Here is a 24,561-nt window from a genome sequence, read left to right on the forward strand (position 1 = left end):
AAAGGGCAGGGAGATTGTGTATTCTCTTTGCCCTTTTTAACTATTTTTATCATTTTGCTTGAGAAGAAACCGTCATCGCAGCCTTATCCTTTCGATTAGCTGTTCTGGACGAGCCAATTAATATCGCAATCCCCATAATTAAAAGACCGATACCAAGCCAAGCAGTCATGTTTAAGCTTTCTCCTAACAGGAACACCCCTAATAATGCGGCTGTTAAAGGCTCTGCTAAAGCAAGGGTTACTGCCGTCGAGGACGTGACTTTTGCTAAACCTTTGGCAAAAAGAAAATAAGCTATTCCTGTAGCCACAACACCTAGTTGAATACTTACACCAACGCCTTGCAAGCTCGCCACCCATGACATATCAAAAATAAATAGGAATGGAGCTAGGAAAATGGCACTGAGTGTAAAAATAATTGCAACCACATTTAAGGAAGAGAATTTTTGAACCATATCTCTGCTTGCAAGAGTGTAACTGGCAAAAGAAAGACCTGCACCTAAAGCCATGATGACACCAATTGGATCTACATAGGCGGATTCTCTATTTATAAATAGCAGGATACAGCCGGAAATGGAAAGAAAAGTAGAGCACCACCATATTTTAGATGGGCGAACTTTAAAAAATATCCATTCCAAGAACCCTGATAAAATGGGGGCGCTCCCAATGGCGACGACTGTTCCAATGGCTACGCCGGTGACAGTAACAGCAGAGAAAAATAACGGTTGATATAAAGCCATACTTAAAGCAGCCAAGATGGTAGCTTTCATTGGCCAATTCTTCAACTCCAATTTGCCGAATAAGAGAACAAGAGATAGTAAAAAGAGTCCTCCTACCGCTAAACGGATCGTTCCAATCGCAATGGGATGTGCATTTTCTGGTGCAAGAGCCTGTGTTGTACCGGTTGTCCCCCAAAGTACAGCAGCAAGCAGGATAAGAAAAGCAGAAAGTTTTCCTTGCATAATGTCCACTCACTCCATAAATAGAATCGTACACTTATCATAGAAAATTACTGCTCTTTTTTCTATACCAGATTTAATTTTTCTTTTATCCATTTTAAAGATATCTATATTTTTTGGGCGCCATTCCCTTATGGCGGACGAACCATCTTGTAAAGGAAGATCCATTTTCGAAACCCAATTCCTCACTAATCCGGGATATAGGCCATCCGGTTGTTAGTAATAAGTGCTCAGCCTCTTGTAAACGCAGCTTTAAAATATATGCTTGCGGACTTTTTCCGGTTTTTTTCTTAAACCATTCTGAATAATAGACTGGGTGATAATGCTCGATGCTTGCCAGTGTTTCCAACCGAATTGGCTCCTTGAAATGTTTATGGATATAGTCAATGGAAGGAGGGTTGGAAGTTTGGAGTTTTTTGGTCACATATCGAGTTAAGTCGGTTAAAGAAGATAAACCATTCTTTATGTCCGCCTCCTCCAACAGTAAATAACGGATCGCATTCCATTGTTTATCTAATCGGATGTGCATGCTTTCCGTATGATTAGGTAAATAATGCATGGGAATATCCAATATTAAAAATTCATTTCTGTCTACAGAGCGATAATGATGATGGGAGTTTGGCGGCAGATAGAAGACATAATCCGGTTCAAGATGAAGTTCTTGCTGACTTGTTTGGATATCCAGAGAGCCTTGCAGCGGGAAAAGAAATTGTCCAAATGTGTGTTGATGCGAATGGAATTCTTTTGAATAAGTTCTTTTTTCACAAATAATTTGGTTGTTTCTTTCCATTTTTTCTTCCCCCTTAAGAGTTAAATTGAAAACATCTTACCATTAATTTTTAAACAGGTAAATGGATAGAAAAGATTAACCAGCAGAATCAGTTGAGGAATTAAGAGCGAAATCAGGATAGAAGAATCTTTTTTACACTTGAAGTATAAAAAATTCAAGGAATAAAGTATAAGTACAGCGGTTTTAATGTGACGAGTAATCGCAGCCCCAGTCCCAGCCTCAATTAAGGCATTTGTGAAAAGCTCAGAGAATACCAAGTTTTCTTTATACGATAAGTAAGAAAAATAACTTGATAGGAAATTTATGATTGTCTTAAAGTGCATAATTATTTATAATAAAGTATAAATATAAGTTTGAGGTGGTTTATTAATGAAAGATGGAATGTCGGGCAAAGATTTTTTTGCGCTTGCATTTGGAAGCATGATAGGAATCGGCTGGGTGATATCTATCCCTGCGTGGATGGCAGCTGCGGGAAGTATTGGAGCAATTATCGCCATTTTAGTAACGATGCTGGTAATTATTCCAATTGGTTTTGTCTACGGTGAGCTTACATCCAGCTTAAAGATTTCAGGTGGTGAATATGCATATACATATTTAGCTGTTGGTAAGCTCTCTGCTTTTGTTTGTGGATGGTTTTTAGTATTAGGGTATTTAATTATTCTACCTTGGGTAGCAGTGTCAGTTGCTGCACTAACTTCCTATTTATTTCCATCGATGGACGCTATTCCTCTATATTCATTGTTTGGTTCAGTCATATACCTTCCTCATTTAATTGTGAGTTTGATCATGGTTACGACAATGGTGTACTTAAATTACAAGGGAGTAAAGCAGTCAAGTAAATTTCAAAACATTGCAACGTGGATGATGATTGCAACATTTTTTGTGTTTATCATTGGAGGATTTTTAACGGGATCGAGTGAAAATATAACCCAAACAACGTCTGACTCGGGATTGATAGGTGGTGTGGCAACGGCAATTGCTTCTATCTTATTCTTTATGAATGGTTTTGATACGATTCCTAAAGCTCGAAATGAGGCGGGTTCCAATATAAATAAGGCAAACCTTGGTAAAGCCATTGTTGGTACAATTATTGCTGGCAGTTTATTGTATTCGGTTATTGTGCTGGCTTCCAGTTTTATCATGCCTGCAAACGAGCTCGTGAATTTAGGAGAATTACCGCTTGTTTCAGCGTTTGAAGCAGCAACAGGTTCTAAGTTCTTAACAACCGTTATTGTTTTTGGAGTGTTATTAGGTGTTATCACTACTTTTAATGGCTTTTTATTTGCTGGCAGCCGTTTGGTTCAGTCATTTTCCGAAGCGGGTTTTCTGCCAAAAGTGCTCTCTAAAGAAGACCAGGACAATAAGACACCGAAGAATGCATTAATATTCATGTTTATCGTTACTGTTTTTGGTATATTTCTCGGTCAGGGAATTTTAGCACCGTTTATAGTAATGGGAGGTATTTCATTTCTTATTGCATGGTTCTTTATGTCTTTGAGCAGTGTTCAGTTATATAAGAAAAAGCCGAATATGCATAGACCTTACAGCCCACCGGGTGGGATAATAACAAGTTACATTGCAACGTTTTTCTCTGGTATTTTAACTTTACTGATGGTAATTCCCGGAACCCCTATTTCTTTACATGGAATAGAATATATATTATTCGTGATTTGGTTGATTATTGGTATAGCAATTTATGCCAGTTATAGTAGAAATAGAATAGATTTTAAAGGAGATGTTGAATGATGAATAAAGAGACTTTTGGTATAGTAGGGTTTCCTTGGGATGGCGGGGCGTCTCTTGGCAGACCAGGCGCCAGATTTGCTCCTCAAGGTATCAGAGATGCTTATAAATGGTTTGAAAACCGCATTGAAGATAATCAAGTATATGATGTGGATAAAAGGAAGCTTTATACATTGCAAGATAATAGTATTATAGATTACGGAGATATTGATATAGTTGCTTATAGTACGGAAAAAACATTTGATAATGCAAAAAATAAGGTAGCTGAAATGTTGAGTGGAGGGGTTTTCCCATTTGTGTTGGGAGGAGATCATTCGATTTCTTATCCGATTATAGACGCCTTGCATGATCATACAGAAGGTAAGATAGGAATCATCCAATTTGATGCGCATTTGGATTTGGTAGATGATTCGCCTATACAGGGGAAATATTCTCAAAGCAGTCAAATGAGAAGAGCAATTGAACTTGATCGAATAAGTCCTGAACATGTTGTGCAGATTGGCGTGCGCAGCTTTAACTATCCATGGTACGCTGACTATTTAAATGAAATAGGTGTGGTTCAATATACTGCAAGAGAAGTTCATTCACGTAATCCTAAAGAAATCATATCAGAAGTGATCAATGATAAATTAAAAGATGTAGATCATATTTACCTTACGTTTGATATGGATGTATTAGAGCCTGGGTTTGCCCCTGGAACAGGAGCGAATGAGCCAGGAGGGTTAACAGTAGTACAAGCTTTTTCCATGCTCGAAGAACTTTATAACAAAGTAGATGTATTTGATATTGCAGAAGTAAATCCGTTATATGATGTACGAGAGATTACTACATCGATAGCTGCGAAAATCATGTTTGAATGTGCTGTAAGCAGGTTGGCGAAGGAATAAAAGAAAAGATATTAGTACGCTTTAGAAAATGATGTTAATGTTACAATTCATATTATCCTATATTTTTTGCCAATGAATAATCGTATTTATTCACAGAGTTGATATTACTTTCATTCCATTATATTTCATAAAAGTGTTCCTTTCTTTTGGTTTATTTGAATTGATTCATCCAATTTTATCAAAGTTTGGAGCGCTTTTTTATGTTCCATGATAAGAAAGCATAAAAACTGCGGAGCCAAAGAAACTACGACTAAGTTTCCCACCTCCTTGTGCTAGTAAAGAGCGAGCGAATGCAAGTTTTCTAATTATATAAAGCTCATTTGAAATTCAGTAGCATTTATCTTATTTACATACATACTGTACGTATGTTAATATGAATATAACTTATAATGAGGGGTGAAGAAAATGAAAATCAGCAGTTTTTACCCGGTATTGATGACAAAGGATGTAAGCATAACTAGTGCGTTCTACGTACAGCATTTTGGGTTCTCCATTGTTTTTGAAACAGATTGGTATACGAGTTTGCAACAGGAGGAGATAGGTGCTGAATTAGCAGTTCTCCAAGAAGATCATGAAACAGTGCCTTCTTCCTTTGGAACGTCTGTCCAAGGATTAATCCTTAATTTTGAGGTGGAAAATGTTGATGAACTATACGTGCGGTTAATTAAGGAAAAAAAGCTTCCTTTACATCTTGATTTACGTGATGAAGCATTTGGTCAAAGGCATTTTATAACGAGTGATCCTAGCGGTGTATTAATTGATGTGATTACAGTTATTCCGCCTGATGAATCCTTTCAAGATCATTATAATATAGAAGCGCAAACGAAAGAGTAGGAGTTACCATGAGTGAATATATAGCTTTAAAGTATTATTTTGATAAAGAACTGGCTCTCAGGTTATCTGATTTAATCCAGCCGCAGTATCCCTCTTTTTCTAAATGCAATTTTGTAGATACGGTGAGAGCAGAAGTAGACGATAAAGAATTAAAAGCTCGTGTTGAAGTAATAGCAGACGCTTTAAAGAAATATCTTCCAGAGGATTACGAAGAAGCTTTAACTATCTTGTTAAACATTCTGGGACCGGAAAATAAAACAGAAGAAGGGATGTTTACGAAAGGTTATTTCCTAATGCCTGTCGCCTTCTTTGTTGAAAAATATGGATTAGACCATTTTGATTCCTCCTTTCAAGCAATGTATGAAATTACAAAGCGTCATACAGCGGAGTATGCTATCAGACCATATTTAATGATGGATGTTGATCACTGTATGAATTATTTTCCATATTGGATAAAGGACTCTAACTCGCATGTTAGACGATTAGTAAGTGAAGGAACTCGCCCGCGTCTACCATGGGCTAAAAAGATGAATCCACTAAAGAATGATTTGCAAAATAATTTTTATTTACTAGAACAATTAATGTATGATTCATCTCGTTATGTACAAAAGTCTGTAGCCAACCATATAAATGATTTAACAAAAGAAGATCCAGAAGAAGTCCTCAAATGGATGCAGCAATATATATCCAATAATGAGAAGATAAACTCTGGAATAATTAAAAATGGTTTAAGAACATTAATAAAATCAGAGGATGAACATGCAATGGAATTGGTACATCAGGTAGAGCAAGGAGTGTAAACAGGATGAGGAAAAACAAAGCGGAAACAGAAAAAACAATACAAGATTTAATAGTAATAGCACGTCAGCATTTTACAGTACATGGATATGCGAATGTATCTTTAGAAGAAATTGTAAAAGAAGCAGGTTTAACCAGAGGTGCTTTATATCATCATTTTAATAATAAAAAAGGACTTTTTCTTGCAGTGTTTGAAGCAGTTCAGAAAGAAGTAGGAGATCATGTGGAATCAGCTGCAGCTAAAAGTGATGATAGCTGGGATCAATTAATTAACGGATGTCAGGCTTTCCTGGAGGGGGCAGTGGAATCACAAAATCAATATATTCTTTTAATTGACGGGCCAGCTGTATTAGGTTGGGAAATGTTCAGAAAGATGGACGAAAAATACTCGATGAATTCCCTGAGGGAGCAATTACAGCATATGCAGGAACAACACTTCATAAAACCGGTTTCCATAGAGGCATTGACACATTGTCTTTCTGGAGCGATGAATGAAGCGATATTATGGATTGCCAATCATCTTGACCAGAAGAAAAGCGTAATTGAAGAAACAATGATTGTTTTACAGTATTTATTAGAAGGAGTGAGAAAATAATAGGATACATGAAAATCTGGTAAATAGAAATGATAAATATCTAATAACTTTTCAAAACAGTGATGGGGAGAGGATCTACGACATGGTTAACGAATTTAAAGTAATTAAAAGTTCATTAAAGTTTAGGTTCTCTTCCCTATGTAAAAGAGTGAACAAAAAACGTAACATGGAAAATATGAAATAAATTGATCAAAAAACCATCACTGCAAACAAAACGAATGGGCTTTTATTTACGAAACCTCCAGCATCATTCTAATTTTATGCATGTTGAAACTAAATCCATTTTACCACCTTAATTGTTGTACCTTCTCCGATGTCTGATTGGATATCGAATTCGTCCATCAGACGCTTTACACCGGGAAGACCTGCTCCAAGTCCTCCTGAAGTCGTATAGCCATCCTCCAATACCAATCTAATATCGCTTATTCCCGGACCTGAGTCGGTTGCTGTCATCATTATCCCCTTATGACCAAATTTGTCAGTGACCTCAATAGAAATCCTGCCTTTTTCTGCATATAAGTAAATGTTACGAGCTAATTCAGATATTGCAGTGGTGATACGTGCTTGATCAACCGTACCAAAGCCAATCTGTCTTGCTATATCCCGGCCTATTTGTCTAGCATGAACGATATCCAATTCTTTGTCGATGTTTACATATGATTGAGTTTTCATAGTTAATTCCCCCAGTTTCTGATAAAAGTTTAAGATGTTTTGTTTCAGATTCTGCATAGATGGAAGCTTCTGGAGATGGATATCTACATCAATCAACATACCAACTAAAACTGTCCTTTTGTTCACATTATCATTTGTTAACCTGTTCTCCTTTTGTTTAATAAAAAAAGCCGAAAAGGAATGAAAATCCTTTTCGGCTCATGCCTTAGCGCTATTGTCTAGACATTTCCACCATGTTATTTTTTTGGTTTAAGTATGAATATAACAAATCCTGTATCGTTGTTAAAATCCCAGTCCACAAATAAATCTTGTATTTCCTGATGAAGTACAGATTCTAAGAATTTTTTATCAATTAAACTCTTTTCCAGTTTCCGTTTTGACAGCCTGAGCTGGTTTTCAAAGCCGGATTGAATCAACTCCTGTTCAATGAGAACGAGTATATCCTCGCGTCTGGAGATCAAGGTCCGGGAATTAAGCATACATGACGTAAGCTGCTTCGGAGACTTTTGTGCTTTTTGAGTAAAACGGCTGATCTCTTCATGTACCTGTTCTTTGGCTGGATAATAAAGATAGTCCTCTGTCGTTTCATCCAGATTGGAATCCAGTTCCGTAAAAAGAATTCCGCTTTTATTTTCTACCGACCAGTCATAGTAGATTTTTTCTACTTTTACGCCTACATGTGAGGAGATAATCGATTGTATCTCCGGAGTTAGTTCTTTCATTAATAGATCACGGGTTTCCTGAAATTTCAATTCATTTTCCTGCTTCAGCAGAATTTTTTCCATAGGAGCTAAAAAGTTTCTTAAATAGATCGTAATGTATGGTTTTGCTATAGATACAAAAATGGCTTCGGGTCCCTTTCCAAAATTATCACGGAAAAGTTTACCGATTGCACTGGATATTCCGGATTCTACTGTTTTTTCCACTTGGTTTCTCCTTTTGAGTGTCATTAATTTTATATCTATATTCGCTGCGAAAATAGGAGTGTGTTTCCATTTCAATTGATTCGATTAATTAAATTTGAAAAACGCTTTAAGGACCGTACTTTATTTTACAATCCCTCTGACAACTATACCATTATTTTTCGCCATTGGAAAATTATTTCGATAAAAAAACTGTGGTATTCTTTGTGTAATACAAATTATAATATTTAAGTAACACACCGTGGGTTTTCAAACGTTTCGTTTTGATGAATTGATAGAAGAGAAACTGGAATGATTACAGAAAGGGGGAAGGCCCGATGGATAGAATACCTGAGTCATTTGCTGAATATATCGATTTGCTTCCTAGTTTAAAAAAGGTAACATCCTGGACTCTTTTACGGAAGTGGTCCCATTCAGAAGTATGGCGGGCAAATAGAAACAATGGAGATTCCTGTATCGTCAAAATGGGAAAAGACGAGAACGCCCGTGAAGTCATCGTTTATAAAGATTTATTAATTCCATTTGGATTAGATATTCCAACAATTTATGCGTCCTATAAAGCGGATGATATTGGAATCTTGATAATGAAAGATCTTCCGGGTGAAACTTTAGAGGAGGCTCCTCAACCTGAGACTTTTATTGAAGCGGCAAAAGAGCTAGCCACTATTCGCAGTGAGACAAAATCAGCAATCATGGAAGGGAGACTTACAAACGAAACGTATTTGTATTATTACGCTTCCAAAGACCAGATAATAAATGATTTAGTATACTTGAGCCAACAGAGGGAGTATATAGATGATACTCAAGTAACATTCTTAAAAAAATTATCAACTATTTTGCCGCCTCATATGGAGCGCTTATATAGAGATTTTCCGCTGACGCTTGTGCATAATGATTATTATCCTAAAAATTTAATGAAAAATAATGAAAGAATAACTGTAATTGATTGGGCGTCCGCAAATCTTAGCCCCCATCTTGGAGATTTGTACTGCTTCATTCGTGCGGCAGAGGATTATCCTATTGATTCTGCTGATTTAATCCATGCATATTATGAACAAACTGCTGATAGCGTACCAGACGATATCGAGTGGCAAATAAATATGGGTGGTATTTGTTGGACCATTCATGCACTGCGGCAATTGTTCGACTATGGGGTAGAGGTTATACCAATAGCGCGTGAATGGATCCCTGAATTGGTTTCTGATATTTATTCGCTTGCTGACAATCTATAAATAATATTTTATTGTATAATGAAAGAGGTTTCAATGCAAAGATCATTTAACATAACTATATGCTTTTTGTTTATAGAATGTTGTAGATAAAGACAGGATGCGCTGAAGAAGCTGTGTTATCGAACTTTTAAGGTTCAGTGATCGAATAGAATAGAAGTTTTAAAACTAACAAAAAGGAGGATATTTATGAATATTGCATTAGAGAATGGCGAGAATCTTTTTTATGTAAAAAAAGGAGGAGGAGAGCATGTTTTATTATTAATTCATGGAAATATGGCATCTTCGGCTCAATGGGATTTACTGCTTGAAGAAATAGATCCTGCCTTTACAGTGTATGCAGTAGATTTACGTGGATATGGGCAATCGAGCTATGACCAGCCGATAAATTCAATCAAAGATTTTTCGGAGGATATCAAACAATTTGTTGATCAATTAGATTTGCAGAAGTTTTATATAATGGGTTGGTCTAATGGCGGTGGTGTAGCCATGCAGTTTGCTAGTGATTATCCAGACCATATTCAAAAAATCCTATTGCTTTCTTCCATGTCTACACGAGGGTATCCAGCTTTTAATACAGACGGTGAAAGAATCCGTTTTAGAGAACAATTAATAGAAGACCCTGGATTAAATATGATGTTAGATGCTCAGAGAACAAATAATCAAGCATTTTTTAGAGCGGCTATGGATCAAGTGCTTTATTCCGTTAACCAACCAAACGAAGAACGGTATCGAAAGTATTTAACCAGTGCCACACAGCAAAGGAATATAATCGATGCGGCATATGCTGCAAACAGGTTCAATATAAGTACAGTATCCAATGGTGTAATTGATGGGACCGGGGAAGTAAGTAATATCCAGGCTCCTATTCTGGTAATCTGGGGAGAAAATGATTTGATTGTATCGGAAGAAATGACGATGGAAATAATTGAGGATTTAAAAGAGGCTGGAATTGACTTTCATTATGCACCGATAAGTGCCGGTCACGCTTTATTGATAGATAATTTAGAAGCAGTTTTGCAAGAAACATACAGGTTTTTAAACATAAAAGGATAGTATGCCTATTTCAATTTTATCGTTTGAACGACGAACAAACGATTACTCTTATATAAAAAGAAAACTTGATTTCAATATTCCTAACAACGTGCTTATGTAAGAATTTTACAGTACCTGTAAAAAGGATGATATTTTTAAAAGAAACTGTGAACAATACTCTTTTGAGGAGCCTGAACGTTAATCAGATAATGCACCATATTTTACTGTCTGTGAAAAAATGATTGCTTTTTATGCATTCATAGACTATCCTGTTAATTAACAGAATATTTAATCTGGAGATTGCTATATTTCGAGGTTAAATAAATCTATATTAAGGGAGATGTTTGTGTATGTCACTAGATACGTTAGATACGTTGAAGCCAAAAGTGAAAGCGTTTTTAGAAGAGGTAAACGGGTTCTATATTAATGGTCAATACGTTACAGCACAGAGCGGTCAAACATTTGACGTTTTGAACCCGGCAACGGAAGAAGTGATTGCGAAAGTAAGCCAAGCAGATGAATCCGATATTGATTTGGCTGTTCAAGCAGCTCGTAAAGCTTTCGATGAAGGACAATGGACCAAGATGGAGGCTGCCGAGCGTTCCCGTATAATTTATAAATTTGGAGACTTATTAGAAGAGCATAGAGAAGAACTTGCTCAATTGGAGGCGCTTGATAACGGAAAACCTTATCAGCAAGCTTTGGAAGATGATGTAGAGGGAACGATTGAGCATTTTAGATATTATGCGGGCTGGGCAACCAAAATCTTTGGTAAGACAACAAACGTTTCGCCGGATTATGCTACGTATACGGTTCACGAGCCTGTTGGTGTAGTAGGGCAGATTATTCCATGGAACTATCCTCTGCTAATGGCTGCCTGGAAGCTGGGGTCAGCACTTGCAGCAGGGTGTACGGTTGTTTTAAAACCTGCAGAAGATACACCATTATCCATTTTATATGCAGCGAAGTTATTTAAAGAAGCTGGTTTTCCAGATGGTGTAGTCAATATTGTTTCTGGGCCAGGAAGTGTAGTTGGAAATGCTTTGGTAACACATCCCCAAGTGAACAAAGTTGCGTTTACAGGCTCCACAGAAACTGGTAAGGAAATTATGAGAAAAGCAGCAGATGATGTGAAGGCGGTCACCTTAGAACTTGGAGGGAAATCTCCAGCTATTGTCTTAGAAGATGCTGATTTAGAAACAACATTAGATGGTATTTTTGATGGTACGATGTATAATCATGGTCAAAATTGTAGTGCAACTACCCGTATTTTTGTGCATCGAAGTTTATATAATGAAGTACTGGATAAGCTCAAGAAAAAAGCTGAAGAAACGGTCGTTGGCCCTGGGCTAGACAATGCTACGGATATGGGGCCGCTTGTATCTGAAAAACAAATGAATACTGTTTTAGGGTATATTGAAAAAGGAAAGGAAGAAGGTGCGCGGCTTATTACTGGCGGTAAGCGTACAGGGGATCAAGGATATTTTGTAGAACCGACTATCTTTGCGGACGTAGAAGACCATATGACGATTGCAAGAGAAGAAATATTTGGTCCTGTTATGTCGGTGTTTGTCTTCGATGAAGTGGAAGAAGTGATTCAGCGGGCTAATGATAGTGAGTATGGTTTAGCTGCAAGTGTATGGACGGAAAATATTAAAAAAGGACACTATATTGCTTCTAAGTTAGAATCAGGAACTGTCTGGGTGAATGATTTTGGTCTTGAATTGGAAACAATGCCGTTTGGCGGTTACAAACATTCCGGTATAGGCAGAGAGATGGGTGGAGATTACGGCATCTCCAACTATGTAGAAGTGAAAAGTATCTTTGTTAATATGAAGCAATAATAACTAAGAGGTGACGTGGATGGATGAGTTATTAGGCAGCGAACTAAAAAAAGTACGTAAGAGCAGGCAGCTGACCTTACAACAATTGAGTGATCGAAGTGGTCTGTCTGTGAGCTTTTTATCCCAGATAGAAAGGGGACTGCGGACACTTACATTTACATCACTTAAAAAAATCTGTGAAGCATTAGATGTTAATGTGAATTTCTTCTTCGATAATGGAGATTCCAGCTTTGTAAAAAAAGAGAAAACATCGTATAAAAATACTGGTAACTTTTCCTATAAAAGCCTAGTTGGAAAAATGGAACATCCGGATTTTATCCCTGCACGGATTGACTTAGAGGCAGGGGAGTATCAACAAATTCCTTATACACATAGTGGACAGGAGTTTGTATATGTCTTATCCGGCCAATTAGAAGTTGAAATTGAAGGTGTTCAAGAAACACTGTATAGCAATGAGTCCATCCATATAGACTCAAGTATGGCACACCATTGGTACAATGCTACGGATGAAACGACAAAGCTACTTCTCGTTTCATCCACAAAATGAAAAAACGCTCTTCTCAAAATTAGAGAAGAGCGTTTTTTATAAAAATTGTTTCCACATGCTTTGTAAGTTTTTTCTTCCTTGGTGCAAATCTTTATGGAAGGTTACTTTTGCGTGTTGCCTTTCGTATGTTATGGCTTCCAGTGTTTTTTTAGATGAAATAGTATCTTTTATAATCTGATTTGCAGCCATTTTTCCCTGCAGCATAGCAATTTTAGCATTCTCTATGCCAGTAATATTACCGGCAACATACAAATTCTCTATTTCTGTTTCCATCGTTTCGTTATGCAGAGGTACATATCCACCTAACGATTCCATATAAATATGTTTCAGATTCAATAAGGATGTTACTTCATTGACTGGTGATAAACCGTCAGAGATGCATACAAAATCACATGCTATTTCTTTTTCTGTACCCTCTATAAGTTCACCCGAGGCATTCGTTTTTTGAATGGTTACGGATTCAACTTCATGTTGCCCGTTTATTCTCATTACCCTTTCTTTGATGGAGATAGGTAATCCAAGTGCACGGACTCCTTTTTTAGGGAAAAGCTGTAATACCAGCTGCTGGAGTGGAGTCACTTTTCCAGCTATTTTTGAACCTGTTGAAAAGAATTTAGATGGAGCAGAATTTCCTAAAGATATCAGCGTTTCCAATGCTTCTTTTGGCGTTGCTTTGTTGATTAGATTAACTGGAGGAAGACAGATTTTAGCAACATCAACATATGCGTAACCGAGCTCTAGCGCGATGACCATGGACAATGGATTAATACCGATAATAACTCCCTTATTTCCCGGTTTCACACGTTGGAAGTTTGTCAGCACCTGAGCAGCACCTACCGTCATTACTCCTGGCAAATCCCAGCCTGGAAGCGGAGTCGATTTTTCTTTTCCGCCGGTCGCAACAATCAAGTGTTCTGATCGAAAATGGCCGGACGTTGTGTAGATATCGAAGCCTTGATTACTATGTTCTACGTTATACACTGATGTGCCAAGCTTAAAGTTCACCTTTTCAGAGACTTCATTGTAAAGTTTCCGAGCAACCTCCATTCCATTCCACCATTCTCCTTTTGTTTCCTCATATAGCTGCCCAAGCAATCTGCCGCCATAATGATAATATTCATCGATAAGGAGTACATTTTGCTTTTCTTGCAGGACTTGGGCAGCCGTTAATCCGGCAGGGCCGGCACCGATAATTATAGTATCAAAGTGATCCATGGGAATGCCCTCCTTTTACCAAGTGAGGCAATTCCTTCTGCTGTTCAATCACCATATTTTTATGGATTGGAGTGAGGCAGGCCCGTTGATTACGTTTTCCTTCCACAATTACCCTGCATTCGGAGCAGTGTCCAATGTTACAGTATAGCCCTCGTGGTTTGCCATCTTTTTCATGGTATCTGAGCGTTCTAATATTATTAGCGAGAAGCGCTGCTGTGATACTTTCCCCCTCTGCTCCATAATACGTTTGACCGTTCCATTGAAAAGGGATGAGTGTCTGCTCTTTTTTTCCTAAAATTTTATGATCTGTAATTCTTTCTGTCACGATTCCACACCCCCTGAAATTTCCTCAAACGAAACGGTTCGAATAGGAGACTGGGATTTCAGGTTGATATAAGAAGGAGCCTGTGTATTTTTATCTTGAGTCAACTGGTCTAAAAAATGTCCGCATGTTCTGGAGTTGCAAAATCCCATGCCAGCTCGGGACTTAAGTTTTAATTCCCTCGAGTTTGCTGCTCCTTTCTCTAATATTTCAAGTATTTCGGAGTAGTATATATTTTCACATCGACATACTATAAAATCATCTTGTTTTTTCATTCGAATCACCTCAAAGGATATTTATTTATAAACAAGAAAAAAGTGTGCCAATTTAAAATTGGAATTTGCGCATTTTTGAATATAATGTAGGTCTGCTGATACCGAGGTCATGACTGGATTTTTCAATGTTATGATCATTTTGTTCGACGATATATTTAATATATTCTGCTTCCACCTTATGGATATAGTCTTTCAGATTTAGATCCTCTGATAGATTTGGTACAGACAGGGTCTTATCTGGTTGCCCCACTTCCACCAAATATTGATCAAAGATATTATTATTTAATTGATCTTCATTGGAGAAAATAACTAATCGTTCGACAACATTGATTAATTCTCTAACATTTCCAGGCCAGTGATAGCTTCTTAGGTTGTTTAAAAGTGAATGATCTGCATAACGAAGCTCTGTCTGGTATTTCTTCGATAAGTGATAAAGATAATAATAGAATAAGGATTCAATGTCATCGGGCCGTTCTCTTAAAGGAGGTATGTGGATATTAAGGACATTAATCCGGTACAGCAGGTCCGAACGAAAATTATCAGAATTCAGTAACTCAGAAATCGTTTTGTTTGTAGCTGAAACCAACCGAAAATGGGTGGAAACTTCTTTTTTACCGCCTAATCTGAAGTATTTTCTTTCTTGTAATACCCGCAGGAATTTTACTTGCATATCCAACGGCATATCCCCGATTTCATCAAGAAAAAGTGTGCCATCTCTGGCAAGCTCGAGCTTCCCTTTGTTTCCTTCTTTATTTGCTCCCGTAAAAGCTCCTTTTTCGTAACCAAACAATTCTGCCTCAAATAAATGCTTTGGAATCGCACCACAGTTAATAGGGATGAATTCACCGGATGTTTCACTGCTGTTATGAATAGATTGTGCAAATAGTTCCTTGCCCACACCAGTTTCTCCAGTGATTAAAATATTGGCATTTGTCTTTGCGGCTCGTTTTATCTGGTTTTTTAAATTTTCCATGATCGAGCTTTTGAAAATAATATTTTTAAAATGTTCTTCATTTTTCAACTGTTTGACATTATCGGTAAGGAAGCTTACCTGATTTTTGAGTTGTTCGATTTCTTCCTCCTGGCGTTTTTTTTCTGTCACATCAATTTCTGAAACAATGGCACCTTCAACTTTGCCTTCAATGAGAATCGGAACAGATTTAAGATTTACATAAATACTTTTCGTAGCCATGTGCTGCTTCTTCTCAATGATTTCATTGTTTCGTAATGTTTGTAAAATCGCCAATTTGTCTTCTGCGAAAATTTCTTTAATATCCTTTCCAATCACCTCGCTTTTCTCCATGTTAAATATTTCTGAAGCTCTGTCGCTCCAGTAAATGACTTTTTCGTGTTTATCAATAATCGTAAAAGAGTGGTTATAAAAATTTATTAGCTCTTCAATAATAGAATGTTCTAACATATGTATAATCCCCTTTAGTGTTAAATTTATAATAATAATTATATTTTTCTTTACACATTATTTCAAATTTTATTGATTTTACGATATGTGAAGTTGGCACGTTTTTTTCTTAGTATTTTATAAAGGAAGGAGGGAGCAATTTTGACAACGCCATCTTATGATGTATTGATAATTGGTGGAGGTATTATCGGTGCAAGCATTGCTTATTATACTTCTGAAAAAGGTTTGAAAGTAGGGATGTTAGAAGGGGATACAGTTGCTTCTGGTACAAGCTCAAAATGTGATGGCAATGTTTTATTGATTGATAAAGAGCCGGGATTTGATAGCAATATGGCGATAAAGAGCCAGGCATTAATCAAAAGCTTATCAAAAGAATTAGAAATGAAATTTGAATACAGGCATCCGGGAAGTATTTTCCTTTGTGCAAATGAAGAAGAATTGGAGCAGGCATATGACTGGGTAGATCAACACAACAAGGCAAATGGCGAATATCAATTTTTTAAAAAATTAACCAAAGAAGATTTAAAAAATGATTCCAAATATTTTGCTGATCATTTGGTTGGCGGCATTGAATGCACGAATGATTCGACGGTAAACCCATACATGTTAACATTTTCGTTCATTCACGCAGCGAAAAAAAATGATTTTGAGCTTTTCGAAAAAACGCCCGTAACATTTATAGAGGAACATAGAACAAAAGGATTTAAAGTACATTCTCATGATCGTGTATTTACGGCCAATAAAGTAATTAATGCAGCTGGTGTTTTTGCGCCAGAAGTGAGTAAACATCTTGGTGTACCTTTACCAATTAAACCAAGAAAAGGTCATATCTTGGTTTCATCACGTGCAGAATTAATGGGTACAAGAAAAATTCAAGAGTTTGGATACTTGATGACGAAGTTTGGCAAAGAGAGAAAAGCCGATAAAATCATGAATGATTATGGAATTGCATTGGTGCATGAACCGACAGAGAGTCAAAACTTCCTGATAGGAAGCAGCCGGGAATTTATCGGTTTTGACACAACCGTCAATCATCAAGTTGTTCAACTGATTGCCAAAAGGGCGATAGAGTTTTTCCCGAAAATGAAGGACATGAATATTATCCGTAGTTATGCAGGTCTCCGGCCGTGGACACCGGATCACTTGCCAATTATTTCAGAGACTACTGTACCTAATTATTATGTAGCCGCTGGTCATGAGGGAGATGGAATTGGATTGTCTGCGGTAACAGGTTATTGGATGGCTCAGATGGTGACAGATACACTCGAGGATGACATTAGTCCGCTAAGTATGGATAGATTTCAGAAGGAGGCAATATGAAGATAAATTCAAAACTACTTGTTACTGTGGATACACACACTGGGGGAAACCCGACAAGAACGGTTTTATCCGGTATGCCTAAATTAAAAGGAGAGACGATTCAAGAAAAAATGCTGGATATGAAAGAAAATCATGATTACATTCGAAAGTTCCTGGTTTTTCCGCCCAGGGGACATGATGTAATGAGTGGCACGATATTACTCCCGCCTTTAAAAGAGGAAGCTGATTTTAGTGTAATTTTTATAGAGACCGGCGGGTATCTGCCAATGTGCGGACATGACACCATTGGAACATGTACAGCACTTGTAGAGCTTGGTTATGTCGAAGTCAAAGAGCCTTATACTTCGGTAGTCCTGGATACGCCAGCAGGTGTGGTGGAAGCCAGCTGCAAGGTGGAAGACGGTAAAGTACAAGAAGTAACATTTATCAGTACAGATTCCTTTCATCTAAAGAAATTATATATCGACTACAAGGAGTTCAAGAATGTACCATGTGATGTGGCGTATGGCGGAAATTTTTATGGAATTATGAAAGCCGGTGATTTGGGTTTATCGCTTGATGTATCAAGATCAGAAGAAATTGTGGACGTGGCCATGGCGGTCAGAGATGAAATTAATCGTCAGCATGAGGTGAAGCATCCTGAGTATCCATTTATTAATAAGCTGACGCATATGGAATTCTATGAACCTGGTGATGTTGTCAAAAACACGGTAATTGTGCCACCAGGAGGTATTGATAGATCGCCGTGCGGTACAGGGACATGTGCAAAAGTATCGACACTTTATAAAGATGGCCAGCTGGGTTTGAATGAAAGCTTTCTCCATGAAAGTATTACGGGTTCCCAGTTTAAAGCTCAGGTCATTCATGCGAATAAGGAAGACGGTGTAACTTATAATAAAGTTGCTATTACAGGATCTGCATGGATAATGGGGAGGCATGACTTTTATTTCGATCCGAATGATCCCTTAAATCAAGGGTATCTATTGATCCCGGAAATATAAGAAAGGGGTGAATGTATGATTTCAAAAGTAATTAATAGTTACGATATTCATATTAATGGACAGCAATTAAGAATTATCGAGAAAAGTGAGCTGGAAACGACATTACCAGGTTATGAAAATAGGGCATTAATGCGTAATGAGCCGAGAGGGAGTAAATATGTTCATTTACTAATCTTTCAATGGAATGACAATGTTTTAGAGGTAGATTTACATGAAAATGAAAGCGTTGACAACGAAAGTATTTTACTAAAAAGCTTGCTTTTATCACTTGTGGATCGAGGCAGAATAAATCAAAAGGAAAGCTATTCCGTAAGATATAATGACCAAATCTATGAATACCGGCATGATTGTCTGAGGACAGAAAAATTACCTGAAGTAGCAAAACAACAGAATATCTACCTGGTCAACGACAAGAAAATAAGAGTAGATGAAGTGGATATAGAATTAGAAATAAAAAATATAACAACGATTAAAGAGTACATTCGTTCTAAGAAAGATGGAGACAGTGATTATCTGGTGCTTAAACAGGGAGAAAAACAAGTAGTTGCAAATAAAAACGGAGATATTTTAGCATATCCAATTATCGAAGTCATGGCTGTACTTGCAAAGGAATTTTCTCAGGAAATTATTACTTTCTTTACTGGGTTAAAAATACGTGTGGAAGATATGCAGCTTCATTATTATTTAATTTCTAATTCACAATTTTATATTGATCATACCGATATTTACTCTAAAGGGTTTGTTATTAAATAAAACAAGGGGAGAAATATATGGCTAGAGAAAAGAAATTGCCAAGCATACCGGTATTATTGCTCGTCCTAGTTTTATTTGTAGTAATAATGTTTGGTTTTATTGTTGTTTTAGAGTTGCCTATCCAGCTGGCATTGCTCACAATCTGGTTTGTGATTATGGGGGTTGGATTATATCTAGGTAATACGTATATAGAAATGGAGAAAGGCCTTTTAAAAGGAATTTATGAAGGCTTAGGAGCGACACTCGTTTTAATCGCTGTAGGGGCGCTTATCGGGTCTTGGATTGCAGGTGGTATTGTACCGACGATGATTTATTATGGTTTAAGTATCATTAGTCCAAGTATTTTTCTGATGGCAGCAATGGTTATCTGTGCGATTACATCTATTTCCACAGGAACATCATTTGGTTCGGCAGGGACAGCTGGCATTGCGATGATGGGTATTGGAGAAAGCTTCGGACTTCCAACCTATTTGGTTGCTGGCGCAGTCATTTCAGGGTGTTACGTTGGAGATAAAATGTCACCGCTCTCTGATACAACTGTTATGACGGCTTCCTTGTCAAGAGTAGATTTATTCAGACATATTAGATCGATGTCATATGTATCTATACCAGCTTTCATTATAGCCGCAATTGCTTATTGGATTACAGGTTTAATTATGCAAGATGGCAGCGGTGATCTGTCAATTGCGGAGAATACAATGGCTAGTTTACAGGATACATTTCATATATCTTGGCTTATGCTGATTCCAGCAGTAGTGGTTGTCGTCATGCTGGCATTTAAACTTCCATCCATACCGGTAATTATATTTGGGGCACTGCTGGGAAGTTTATGGGCGGTTTGGTTTCAAGGATATGGTTTCATTGAAGCGATTGAGACACTGTACTCTGGAAGCGGAGTCACTACAGGAATTGATTTCATTGATAACCTTTTAGACCGTGGTGGTATTACTTTCATGCTTGAAGTCATATTATTAATTCTTCTAGCTTTAGGTGTTGGCGGGTTGTTACAGACTATCGGTGCATTTACAGTGATTGGTGAACTTTTTGCCAAATGGGCAACAAATACAGGTAAACTGACATTTACAACAATGCTCGCAGCTTTCTTTGGTGTATTTTTTGGTGGCGCAGCTTATGTTTCAATGTTGACAGGAACGAAAATTACAGAAGCTAATTATGATAAGAAAAAAATCAGCAGAACTTTGTTATCAAGAAATGTAGAGGCAGGAGGTACAATTGCTAATCCAATGGTTCCCTGGACTGATGGAGGGGTTTTTATGGCAACGACACTTGGAGTGTCAACCCTTGCATACCTGCCTTTCTTCTGGTACGGATTTTTAGTCATTATAATCAACTTAATCTATGGTTACTTTGGTTGGTTTATTTTAGATAAAGACAAATATGAAAAAGAAAAGGATGAGGAGCATGAAAAAGCAATTTGAAGGAGCATTTCCAGTATTAATTACACCAATGAATGAGGATTACAGTGTGAACTATGAAGGGGTAAAGGAGAATATCCAGTACTATTTAGATCAAAAAGTTCCTGGAATAGTGGTAGTTGGAAGTACAGGAGAATTTGCTTCATTAAATGATGAAGAAAAGAAGGAAATCGTGAAGATCGCTGGGGAAGCAGTAAAAGATACAGAGACAGATTTATTGGTTGGAATCGCCGATGAACGGACGGATAAAGTGTTAGAATATGCAAAACATGCCGAAGCAAATTACGCAGATGGACTGTTGCTTATTAACTCATACTACATGACACCAACGGAAGAAGAGGCATTTGAACAATTTAAAGAAGTAAATGATCACGTTTCCACACCGATTATGATGTACAACAATCCATTTACGGCAAATGTGAATTTGGAAAATGAGACCATTTATAAAATTGATAAGGAACTTGATAACGTACAGTATATCAAAGAATCTAGTGGGGATATAAGAAAGGTTAGAGCGGTGGCTGACAATACGGACCTTGTCCTGTTCTGTGGAGCAGATGATCTCGCATTGGAATCATTTGTCCTTGGAGCAACTGGCTGGATATCGGTAGCGGCAAATATTGCACCAAACAGCGCAGGAAGACTGTATGAACTGGTGAAAGCAAAGAATTACGACGGAGCGAAGGAGTTGTATAAAGACTTATTGCCGCTATGTGAGTTTCTGGAGGATTCCGGAAAGTATGTTCAAATAGTGAAAAAGGCGATGGATCTGAAAGGGTTAAACGGCGGACCAGCAAGAAAACCTAGATTAGGACTTACAGAGGAAGAAGTCACGAAGCTGAAAGGACTTATGGAGAAACTGGATTAAATATTATACAGCAAATTAAAAAGGATTAGTCGATTTTTTAGACTGGTCCTTTTTTGCTGTGTGTAAAAAAATATTGACTTTTCACACAAAGTGAAATACTCTATTTACTAAGATGGAATATTTAATAAAATCAGAATTGTAAGCGATGCCAAAAGGAGGATTATACATGAAAAGGTTTATTATTGGAATGATGATATCGACAATCATTTTACTGAGTTCATGTGCACCCATTCAAACTATTCCAGAAGGCGAAAAAAGAGTCTATGAATGGAGAATGGTTACGCATCAAATTGAAGGTACTTCTAGGTATGATGGAACAATTATTCCCTTTGTAGAAGCAGTAGAAGAAATAACAGATGGTCAGTTAATCATAGAACCTTATGGAGCTGATATTCTTTTTCCGACTACTGATTCATTTGATATGGTAAAAAACGGCGTTGTTGAAATGGGAGCTCTCTATACTGGATTTTGGTCTGGGAAGGATCCAGTTTTTACACTTGGTGGAGGAACTATTCCTGGAGATCCGATCAGAGGATTTGAAGAGCATTTTTATAGAACGGAAAGATTAGAGCCTATCATTAATGAAGCGTATGAACAACATGGAATAAAAAATTTAGGTGCCTTTGACTATGCTCCGGAAGAAGTATTAATTTCACGTGTACCCATAGAAGGTATTGAGGATTTTGAAGGGAAAAATATTCGGGCAGCAGGAGTTGCATCTCAGTTTTATGGTGCGCTTGGAGCGTCATCTATTTCTCTTTCCGCTTCAGAGATCTATACAGGCTTGCAATTAGGTACTGTGGATGCTGCAGAATTTAATGATTTTCTAGTTAATGGAGAAATGGGGTTAGATGAGGTTACTAGATATATTATTGATCCGGCAATTCACGTTGGGCCGAGTACTGATAAAGAGCTTATTATCAATCCCAAAGCTTGGGAAGAACTACCGGAGGATTTAAAAGCAGCTGTATATGTAGCAAGAGATAAGGTTAGATATGAATCAGCTATTGCATATGGAGTTGAAAGCCAGATTGCTGAACAAGAGTGGAGAGATAATCCAGATATCGAATTTATCGAACTGCCAGAAGAAGATGTAGAAGAAATGAAAGAAATTGGATTTGATTTATTGTTAGATTATAAGGAAGAAAGTGAATTAAGCAAACAGTACGTAGAAGAATATGCCCAAGTATTAGCTGAACTCGGCTATTTAGAAGATGCGGAGAAATTAGGGTATGAAGAATAGGGGGTGTCAACCATGAAGAGAGTTGTTAATGCAATAGAAAATCTATCAAGGATTTCAGGGAAAATTGCGAGTTATATGATCATTCCTTTGACTCTCGTTATTTTATATACAGTAATTATGAGGAGATTTTTCGGTAACTCACCAGATTGGGGATTTGAGGTTACTATTTTCCTTTTTGGAATCATGATACTGCTTACTGGTGCAGATACATTAAGAACAAAAGGGCATATTACAGTAGATATATTACAATCTTTTATAAAAGGAAAATCCAAGTTGATTCTACTTACTTTTATACACATTTTAGTTATAATAACTTCCTTCCTTTTATTGGTGAAAGGGGTGGAGCTGGCAATAGAGTCTACTCGAATTGTGGAACATTCTGCACACCAGACTTCTTTTAATCCTCCAATTTGGTGGTTTAAATGGTTTATTCCAATTAGTGCATTCATATTATGGCTGCAGTCATTGGTAGAGTTGTATAAATTATGGTTTGAAAAGGGGGAGAGCGATTATGGAACTAATCTTTGATTATGCGCCTATTGGTATGTTTGTATTATTACTGTTTCTTTTATTTTTGGGTGTACCAATTGCTTTTTCTCTTGCATTTACTGGGGTATTCTATGCTCTACTAATGTGGGGATATGACAGTACAGCTTTGCTTACTAGTGGCGCGTGGGGCGTAATGAATAACTATACATTAATAGCTATTCCACTCTTTATACTTATGTCGATCCTTTTAGAAAAATCAAATATCATATCAGAACTGTTTGATGCAGTTTATAAATGGTCTGGCGGTCTAAGAGGCGGAATAGCAATTACAGTAATCATAGTGGGTGCTATTATTGGCTCTATTTCAGGTGTTGTAGCAGCAGGTGTTATTGGTTTAGGCCTTATTGCTTTACCGCATATGAGGAGATATAAATACAATGAAAATTTGAGTTTAGGGACTATTATGGGCGGCGGAACGCTTGGTCAAATTATTCCACCAAATTTAAATATGGTCCTTTATGGAGCAATCACGGGAGTTTCTATATCAAACCTGTTTGCAGGAGGTCTAGGTGCAGGTATACTGTTAATTTTTATTTTTATCATATATATATTTATCATTGCTTATATCAAACCATCTAGTGTACCTGCTCTTGCTAAGGAAGAGCGTGTTTCATTAAAGGAAAAGCTCCATTCTATAAAATCATTAATACTACCTATGATTTTAATCTTACTTGTATTAGGTTCCATTTTTACAGGAGTAGCTACACCTACTGAAAGTGCTTCTGTTGGCGTAGCAGGAACAATTTTAATTGGTATATTTTCTAAAAGGTTAAACTGGTATAAAATAAAAGATGCAATTTTTGAATCTAGTAAGATGACGGGGATGGTTGCTTGGATACTTATTGGAGCAGCAACGTTCAGTACTGTTTTTTCTGGAATTGGTGGAAATCAAATGGTGTCTGAATTAGCATCCAATGTTTATGGAGGAAAATGGGGCGTATTATTTTTTGCTATTCTCTTCATCTTTATTTTAGGGATGTTTTTAGAAACAATGGCATTAATTATGCTGGCAGCTCCAATTATTACGCCAGTAGTAGTTGAAGCTGGATTTGATCCCCTTTGGTGGGCGGTACTATTCATGGTTATTTTACAAATGGCATTTTTAACACCACCTTTTGGTTTTGCTATATTTTATTTGAAGAGTGCTGTAGGCGAGAAAGTGAAAATTGGGAAAATATATATGGCAACTTTACCGTTTATTGGATTGCAACTCGTAGCAATTATATTATTAATATTATTTCCAGTTCTAGCTACTTGGTTACCAGATATACTCAATCCCGAATAAATAATTGATTAATTGTATTCTC

At 37.1% G+C, this 24,561-nt stretch carries 25 protein-coding genes; 17 read left to right on the forward strand and 8 right to left on the reverse strand.

From position 1 onward, the window contains the following. Positions 1-49 precede the first annotated feature (49 nt). Together BN986_RS08480 and BN986_RS08485 are read right to left on the reverse strand one after the other, a co-directional pair. Positions 50-958 (reverse strand): EamA family transporter, encoded by a 909-nt coding sequence (locus tag BN986_RS08480; RefSeq protein ID WP_040979394.1) that lies wholly within the window; start codon positions 956-958, stop codon positions 50-52. A 94-nt stretch (positions 959-1,052) separates the two neighbouring features. After that, positions 1,053-1,745 carry a helix-turn-helix transcriptional regulator gene (locus BN986_RS08485; RefSeq protein WP_040979395.1) on the reverse strand — a complete coding sequence of 231 codons (693 nt, stop codon included), beginning with the start codon at positions 1,743-1,745 and terminating at the stop codon, positions 1,053-1,055. Positions 1,746-2,114: 369 nt separating this feature from the next. On the opposite strand from BN986_RS08485, the gene BN986_RS08490 reads away from it, so the two are divergent. From BN986_RS08490 to BN986_RS08510, 5 genes are all read left to right on the forward strand, one after another. Then, positions 2,115-3,491 carry an APC family permease gene (locus BN986_RS08490; RefSeq protein ID WP_040979396.1) on the forward strand — a complete coding sequence of 459 codons (1,377 nt, stop codon included), beginning with the start codon at positions 2,115-2,117 and terminating at the stop codon, positions 3,489-3,491. After that, on the forward strand, positions 3,488-4,375 hold the full coding sequence (locus tag BN986_RS08495) for an agmatinase family protein (RefSeq protein ID WP_040979397.1): 888 nt from the start codon (positions 3,488-3,490) through the stop codon (positions 4,373-4,375). The genes BN986_RS08490 and BN986_RS08495 overlap by 4 nt, the downstream gene beginning before the upstream one ends. Positions 4,376-4,780: 405 nt before the next feature. Beyond that, entirely contained in the window at positions 4,781-5,209 is a 429-nt protein-coding gene (locus BN986_RS08500) for a VOC family protein (protein ID WP_040979398.1), read from the forward strand. 8 nt (positions 5,210-5,217) lie between these two features. Next, complete coding sequence (locus tag BN986_RS08505; protein ID WP_040979399.1) at positions 5,218-6,009, forward strand: DNA alkylation repair protein; 792 nt, start codon at positions 5,218-5,220, stop codon at positions 6,007-6,009. A gap of 5 nt (positions 6,010-6,014) precedes the next feature. Further along, positions 6,015-6,602 (forward strand): TetR/AcrR family transcriptional regulator, encoded by a 588-nt coding sequence (locus BN986_RS08510; RefSeq protein WP_040979400.1) that lies wholly within the window; start codon positions 6,015-6,017, stop codon positions 6,600-6,602. A 273-nt stretch (positions 6,603-6,875) separates the two neighbouring features. Here BN986_RS08510 and BN986_RS08515 read toward each other — a convergent pair whose 3' ends face one another. Together BN986_RS08515 and BN986_RS08520 are read right to left on the reverse strand one after the other, a co-directional pair. Beyond that, positions 6,876-7,274 (reverse strand): anti-sigma regulatory factor, encoded by a 399-nt coding sequence (locus BN986_RS08515; RefSeq protein ID WP_040980719.1) that lies wholly within the window; start codon positions 7,272-7,274, stop codon positions 6,876-6,878. 236 nt (positions 7,275-7,510) lie between these two features. After that, the gene (locus tag BN986_RS08520; protein WP_040979401.1) at positions 7,511-8,200 is read right to left on the reverse strand and encodes a Na-translocating system protein MpsC family protein; all 690 of its coding nucleotides are present in this window, start codon (positions 8,198-8,200) and stop codon (positions 7,511-7,513) included. A gap of 314 nt (positions 8,201-8,514) precedes the next feature. On the opposite strand from BN986_RS08520, the gene BN986_RS08525 reads away from it, so the two are divergent. The 4 genes from BN986_RS08525 (at position 8,515) to BN986_RS08540 (ending at position 12,852) form a co-directional block, all read left to right on the forward strand. After that, entirely contained in the window at positions 8,515-9,429 is a 915-nt protein-coding gene (locus tag BN986_RS08525; RefSeq protein WP_040979402.1) for a phosphotransferase, read from the forward strand. 186 nt (positions 9,430-9,615) lie between these two features. Continuing rightward, the gene (gene phaZ, locus BN986_RS08530; RefSeq protein ID WP_040979403.1) at positions 9,616-10,482 is read left to right on the forward strand and encodes an intracellular short-chain-length polyhydroxyalkanoate depolymerase; all 867 of its coding nucleotides are present in this window, start codon (positions 9,616-9,618) and stop codon (positions 10,480-10,482) included. Positions 10,483-10,811: 329 nt separating this feature from the next. Beyond that, positions 10,812-12,305 carry an aldehyde dehydrogenase family protein gene (locus BN986_RS08535; RefSeq protein WP_040979404.1) on the forward strand — a complete coding sequence of 498 codons (1,494 nt, stop codon included), beginning with the start codon at positions 10,812-10,814 and terminating at the stop codon, positions 12,303-12,305. A gap of 19 nt (positions 12,306-12,324) precedes the next feature. Further along, a complete protein-coding gene (locus BN986_RS08540; protein ID WP_040979405.1) occupies positions 12,325-12,852 on the forward strand; it encodes a helix-turn-helix domain-containing protein in 528 nt (175 codons plus the stop codon). Positions 12,853-12,888: 36 nt separating this feature from the next. Here the strand turns inward: BN986_RS08540 and BN986_RS08545 are convergent, their stop codons facing one another. The 4 genes from BN986_RS08545 to BN986_RS08560 are packed head-to-tail and all read right to left on the reverse strand — an operon-like array spanning position 12,889 to position 16,084. Continuing rightward, on the reverse strand, positions 12,889-14,067 hold the full coding sequence (locus tag BN986_RS08545; RefSeq protein ID WP_040979406.1) for an NAD(P)/FAD-dependent oxidoreductase: 1,179 nt from the start codon (positions 14,065-14,067) through the stop codon (positions 12,889-12,891). Further along, positions 14,054-14,392 carry a (2Fe-2S)-binding protein gene (locus BN986_RS08550; RefSeq protein WP_040979407.1) on the reverse strand — a complete coding sequence of 113 codons (339 nt, stop codon included), beginning with the start codon at positions 14,390-14,392 and terminating at the stop codon, positions 14,054-14,056. Before BN986_RS08550 ends, BN986_RS08545 begins: the two co-directional genes overlap by 14 nt. After that, the gene (locus BN986_RS08555) at positions 14,389-14,664 is read right to left on the reverse strand and encodes a (2Fe-2S)-binding protein (protein ID WP_040979408.1); all 276 of its coding nucleotides are present in this window, start codon (positions 14,662-14,664) and stop codon (positions 14,389-14,391) included. The genes BN986_RS08550 and BN986_RS08555 overlap by 4 nt, the downstream gene beginning before the upstream one ends. 52 nt (positions 14,665-14,716) lie before the next feature. Continuing rightward, positions 14,717-16,084, reverse strand: a complete 1,368-nt coding sequence (locus tag BN986_RS08560) for a sigma-54 interaction domain-containing protein (protein WP_040979409.1) — start codon at positions 16,082-16,084, stop codon at positions 14,717-14,719. Positions 16,085-16,225: 141 nt separating this feature from the next. Here BN986_RS08560 and BN986_RS08565 point away from each other — a divergent pair, with 141 nt between their 5' ends. The 8 genes from BN986_RS08565 to BN986_RS08600 all read left to right on the forward strand — a co-directional run bounded on the left by BN986_RS08565 (position 16,226) and on the right by BN986_RS08600 (position 24,539). Further along, positions 16,226-17,404 carry an NAD(P)/FAD-dependent oxidoreductase gene (locus tag BN986_RS08565; protein WP_040979410.1) on the forward strand — a complete coding sequence of 393 codons (1,179 nt, stop codon included), beginning with the start codon at positions 16,226-16,228 and terminating at the stop codon, positions 17,402-17,404. Continuing rightward, a complete protein-coding gene (locus tag BN986_RS08570) occupies positions 17,401-18,405 on the forward strand; it encodes a proline racemase family protein (RefSeq protein WP_040979411.1) in 1,005 nt (334 codons plus the stop codon). The genes BN986_RS08565 and BN986_RS08570 overlap by 4 nt, the downstream gene beginning before the upstream one ends. Before the next feature lie 15 nt (positions 18,406-18,420). After that, positions 18,421-19,158, forward strand: coding sequence for a hypothetical protein (locus BN986_RS08575; protein ID WP_040979412.1), 738 nt, complete (start codon positions 18,421-18,423; stop codon positions 19,156-19,158). 17 nt (positions 19,159-19,175) lie between these two features. Beyond that, a complete protein-coding gene (gene nhaC / locus BN986_RS08580) occupies positions 19,176-20,597 on the forward strand; it encodes a Na+/H+ antiporter NhaC (protein WP_040979413.1) in 1,422 nt (473 codons plus the stop codon). Beyond that, entirely contained in the window at positions 20,581-21,462 is an 882-nt protein-coding gene (locus BN986_RS08585; protein WP_040979414.1) for a dihydrodipicolinate synthase family protein, read from the forward strand. Before nhaC ends, BN986_RS08585 begins: the two co-directional genes overlap by 17 nt. Before the next feature lie 166 nt (positions 21,463-21,628). Further along, positions 21,629-22,705 carry a type 2 periplasmic-binding domain-containing protein gene (locus BN986_RS08590; protein ID WP_040979415.1) on the forward strand — a complete coding sequence of 359 codons (1,077 nt, stop codon included), beginning with the start codon at positions 21,629-21,631 and terminating at the stop codon, positions 22,703-22,705. A gap of 12 nt (positions 22,706-22,717) precedes the next feature. Then, positions 22,718-23,233 carry a TRAP transporter small permease subunit gene (locus BN986_RS25700; RefSeq protein WP_052400710.1) on the forward strand — a complete coding sequence of 172 codons (516 nt, stop codon included), beginning with the start codon at positions 22,718-22,720 and terminating at the stop codon, positions 23,231-23,233. After that, positions 23,217-24,539, forward strand: a complete 1,323-nt coding sequence (locus BN986_RS08600) for a TRAP transporter large permease (RefSeq protein ID WP_052400711.1) — start codon at positions 23,217-23,219, stop codon at positions 24,537-24,539. The genes BN986_RS25700 and BN986_RS08600 overlap by 17 nt, the downstream gene beginning before the upstream one ends. The last annotated feature ends 22 nt before the right edge of the window (positions 24,540-24,561 follow it).

It is taken from the genome of Oceanobacillus jeddahensis, from assembly GCF_000750635.1.
Lineage (GTDB): Bacteria > Bacillota > Bacilli > Bacillales > Amphibacillaceae > Oceanobacillus > Oceanobacillus jeddahense.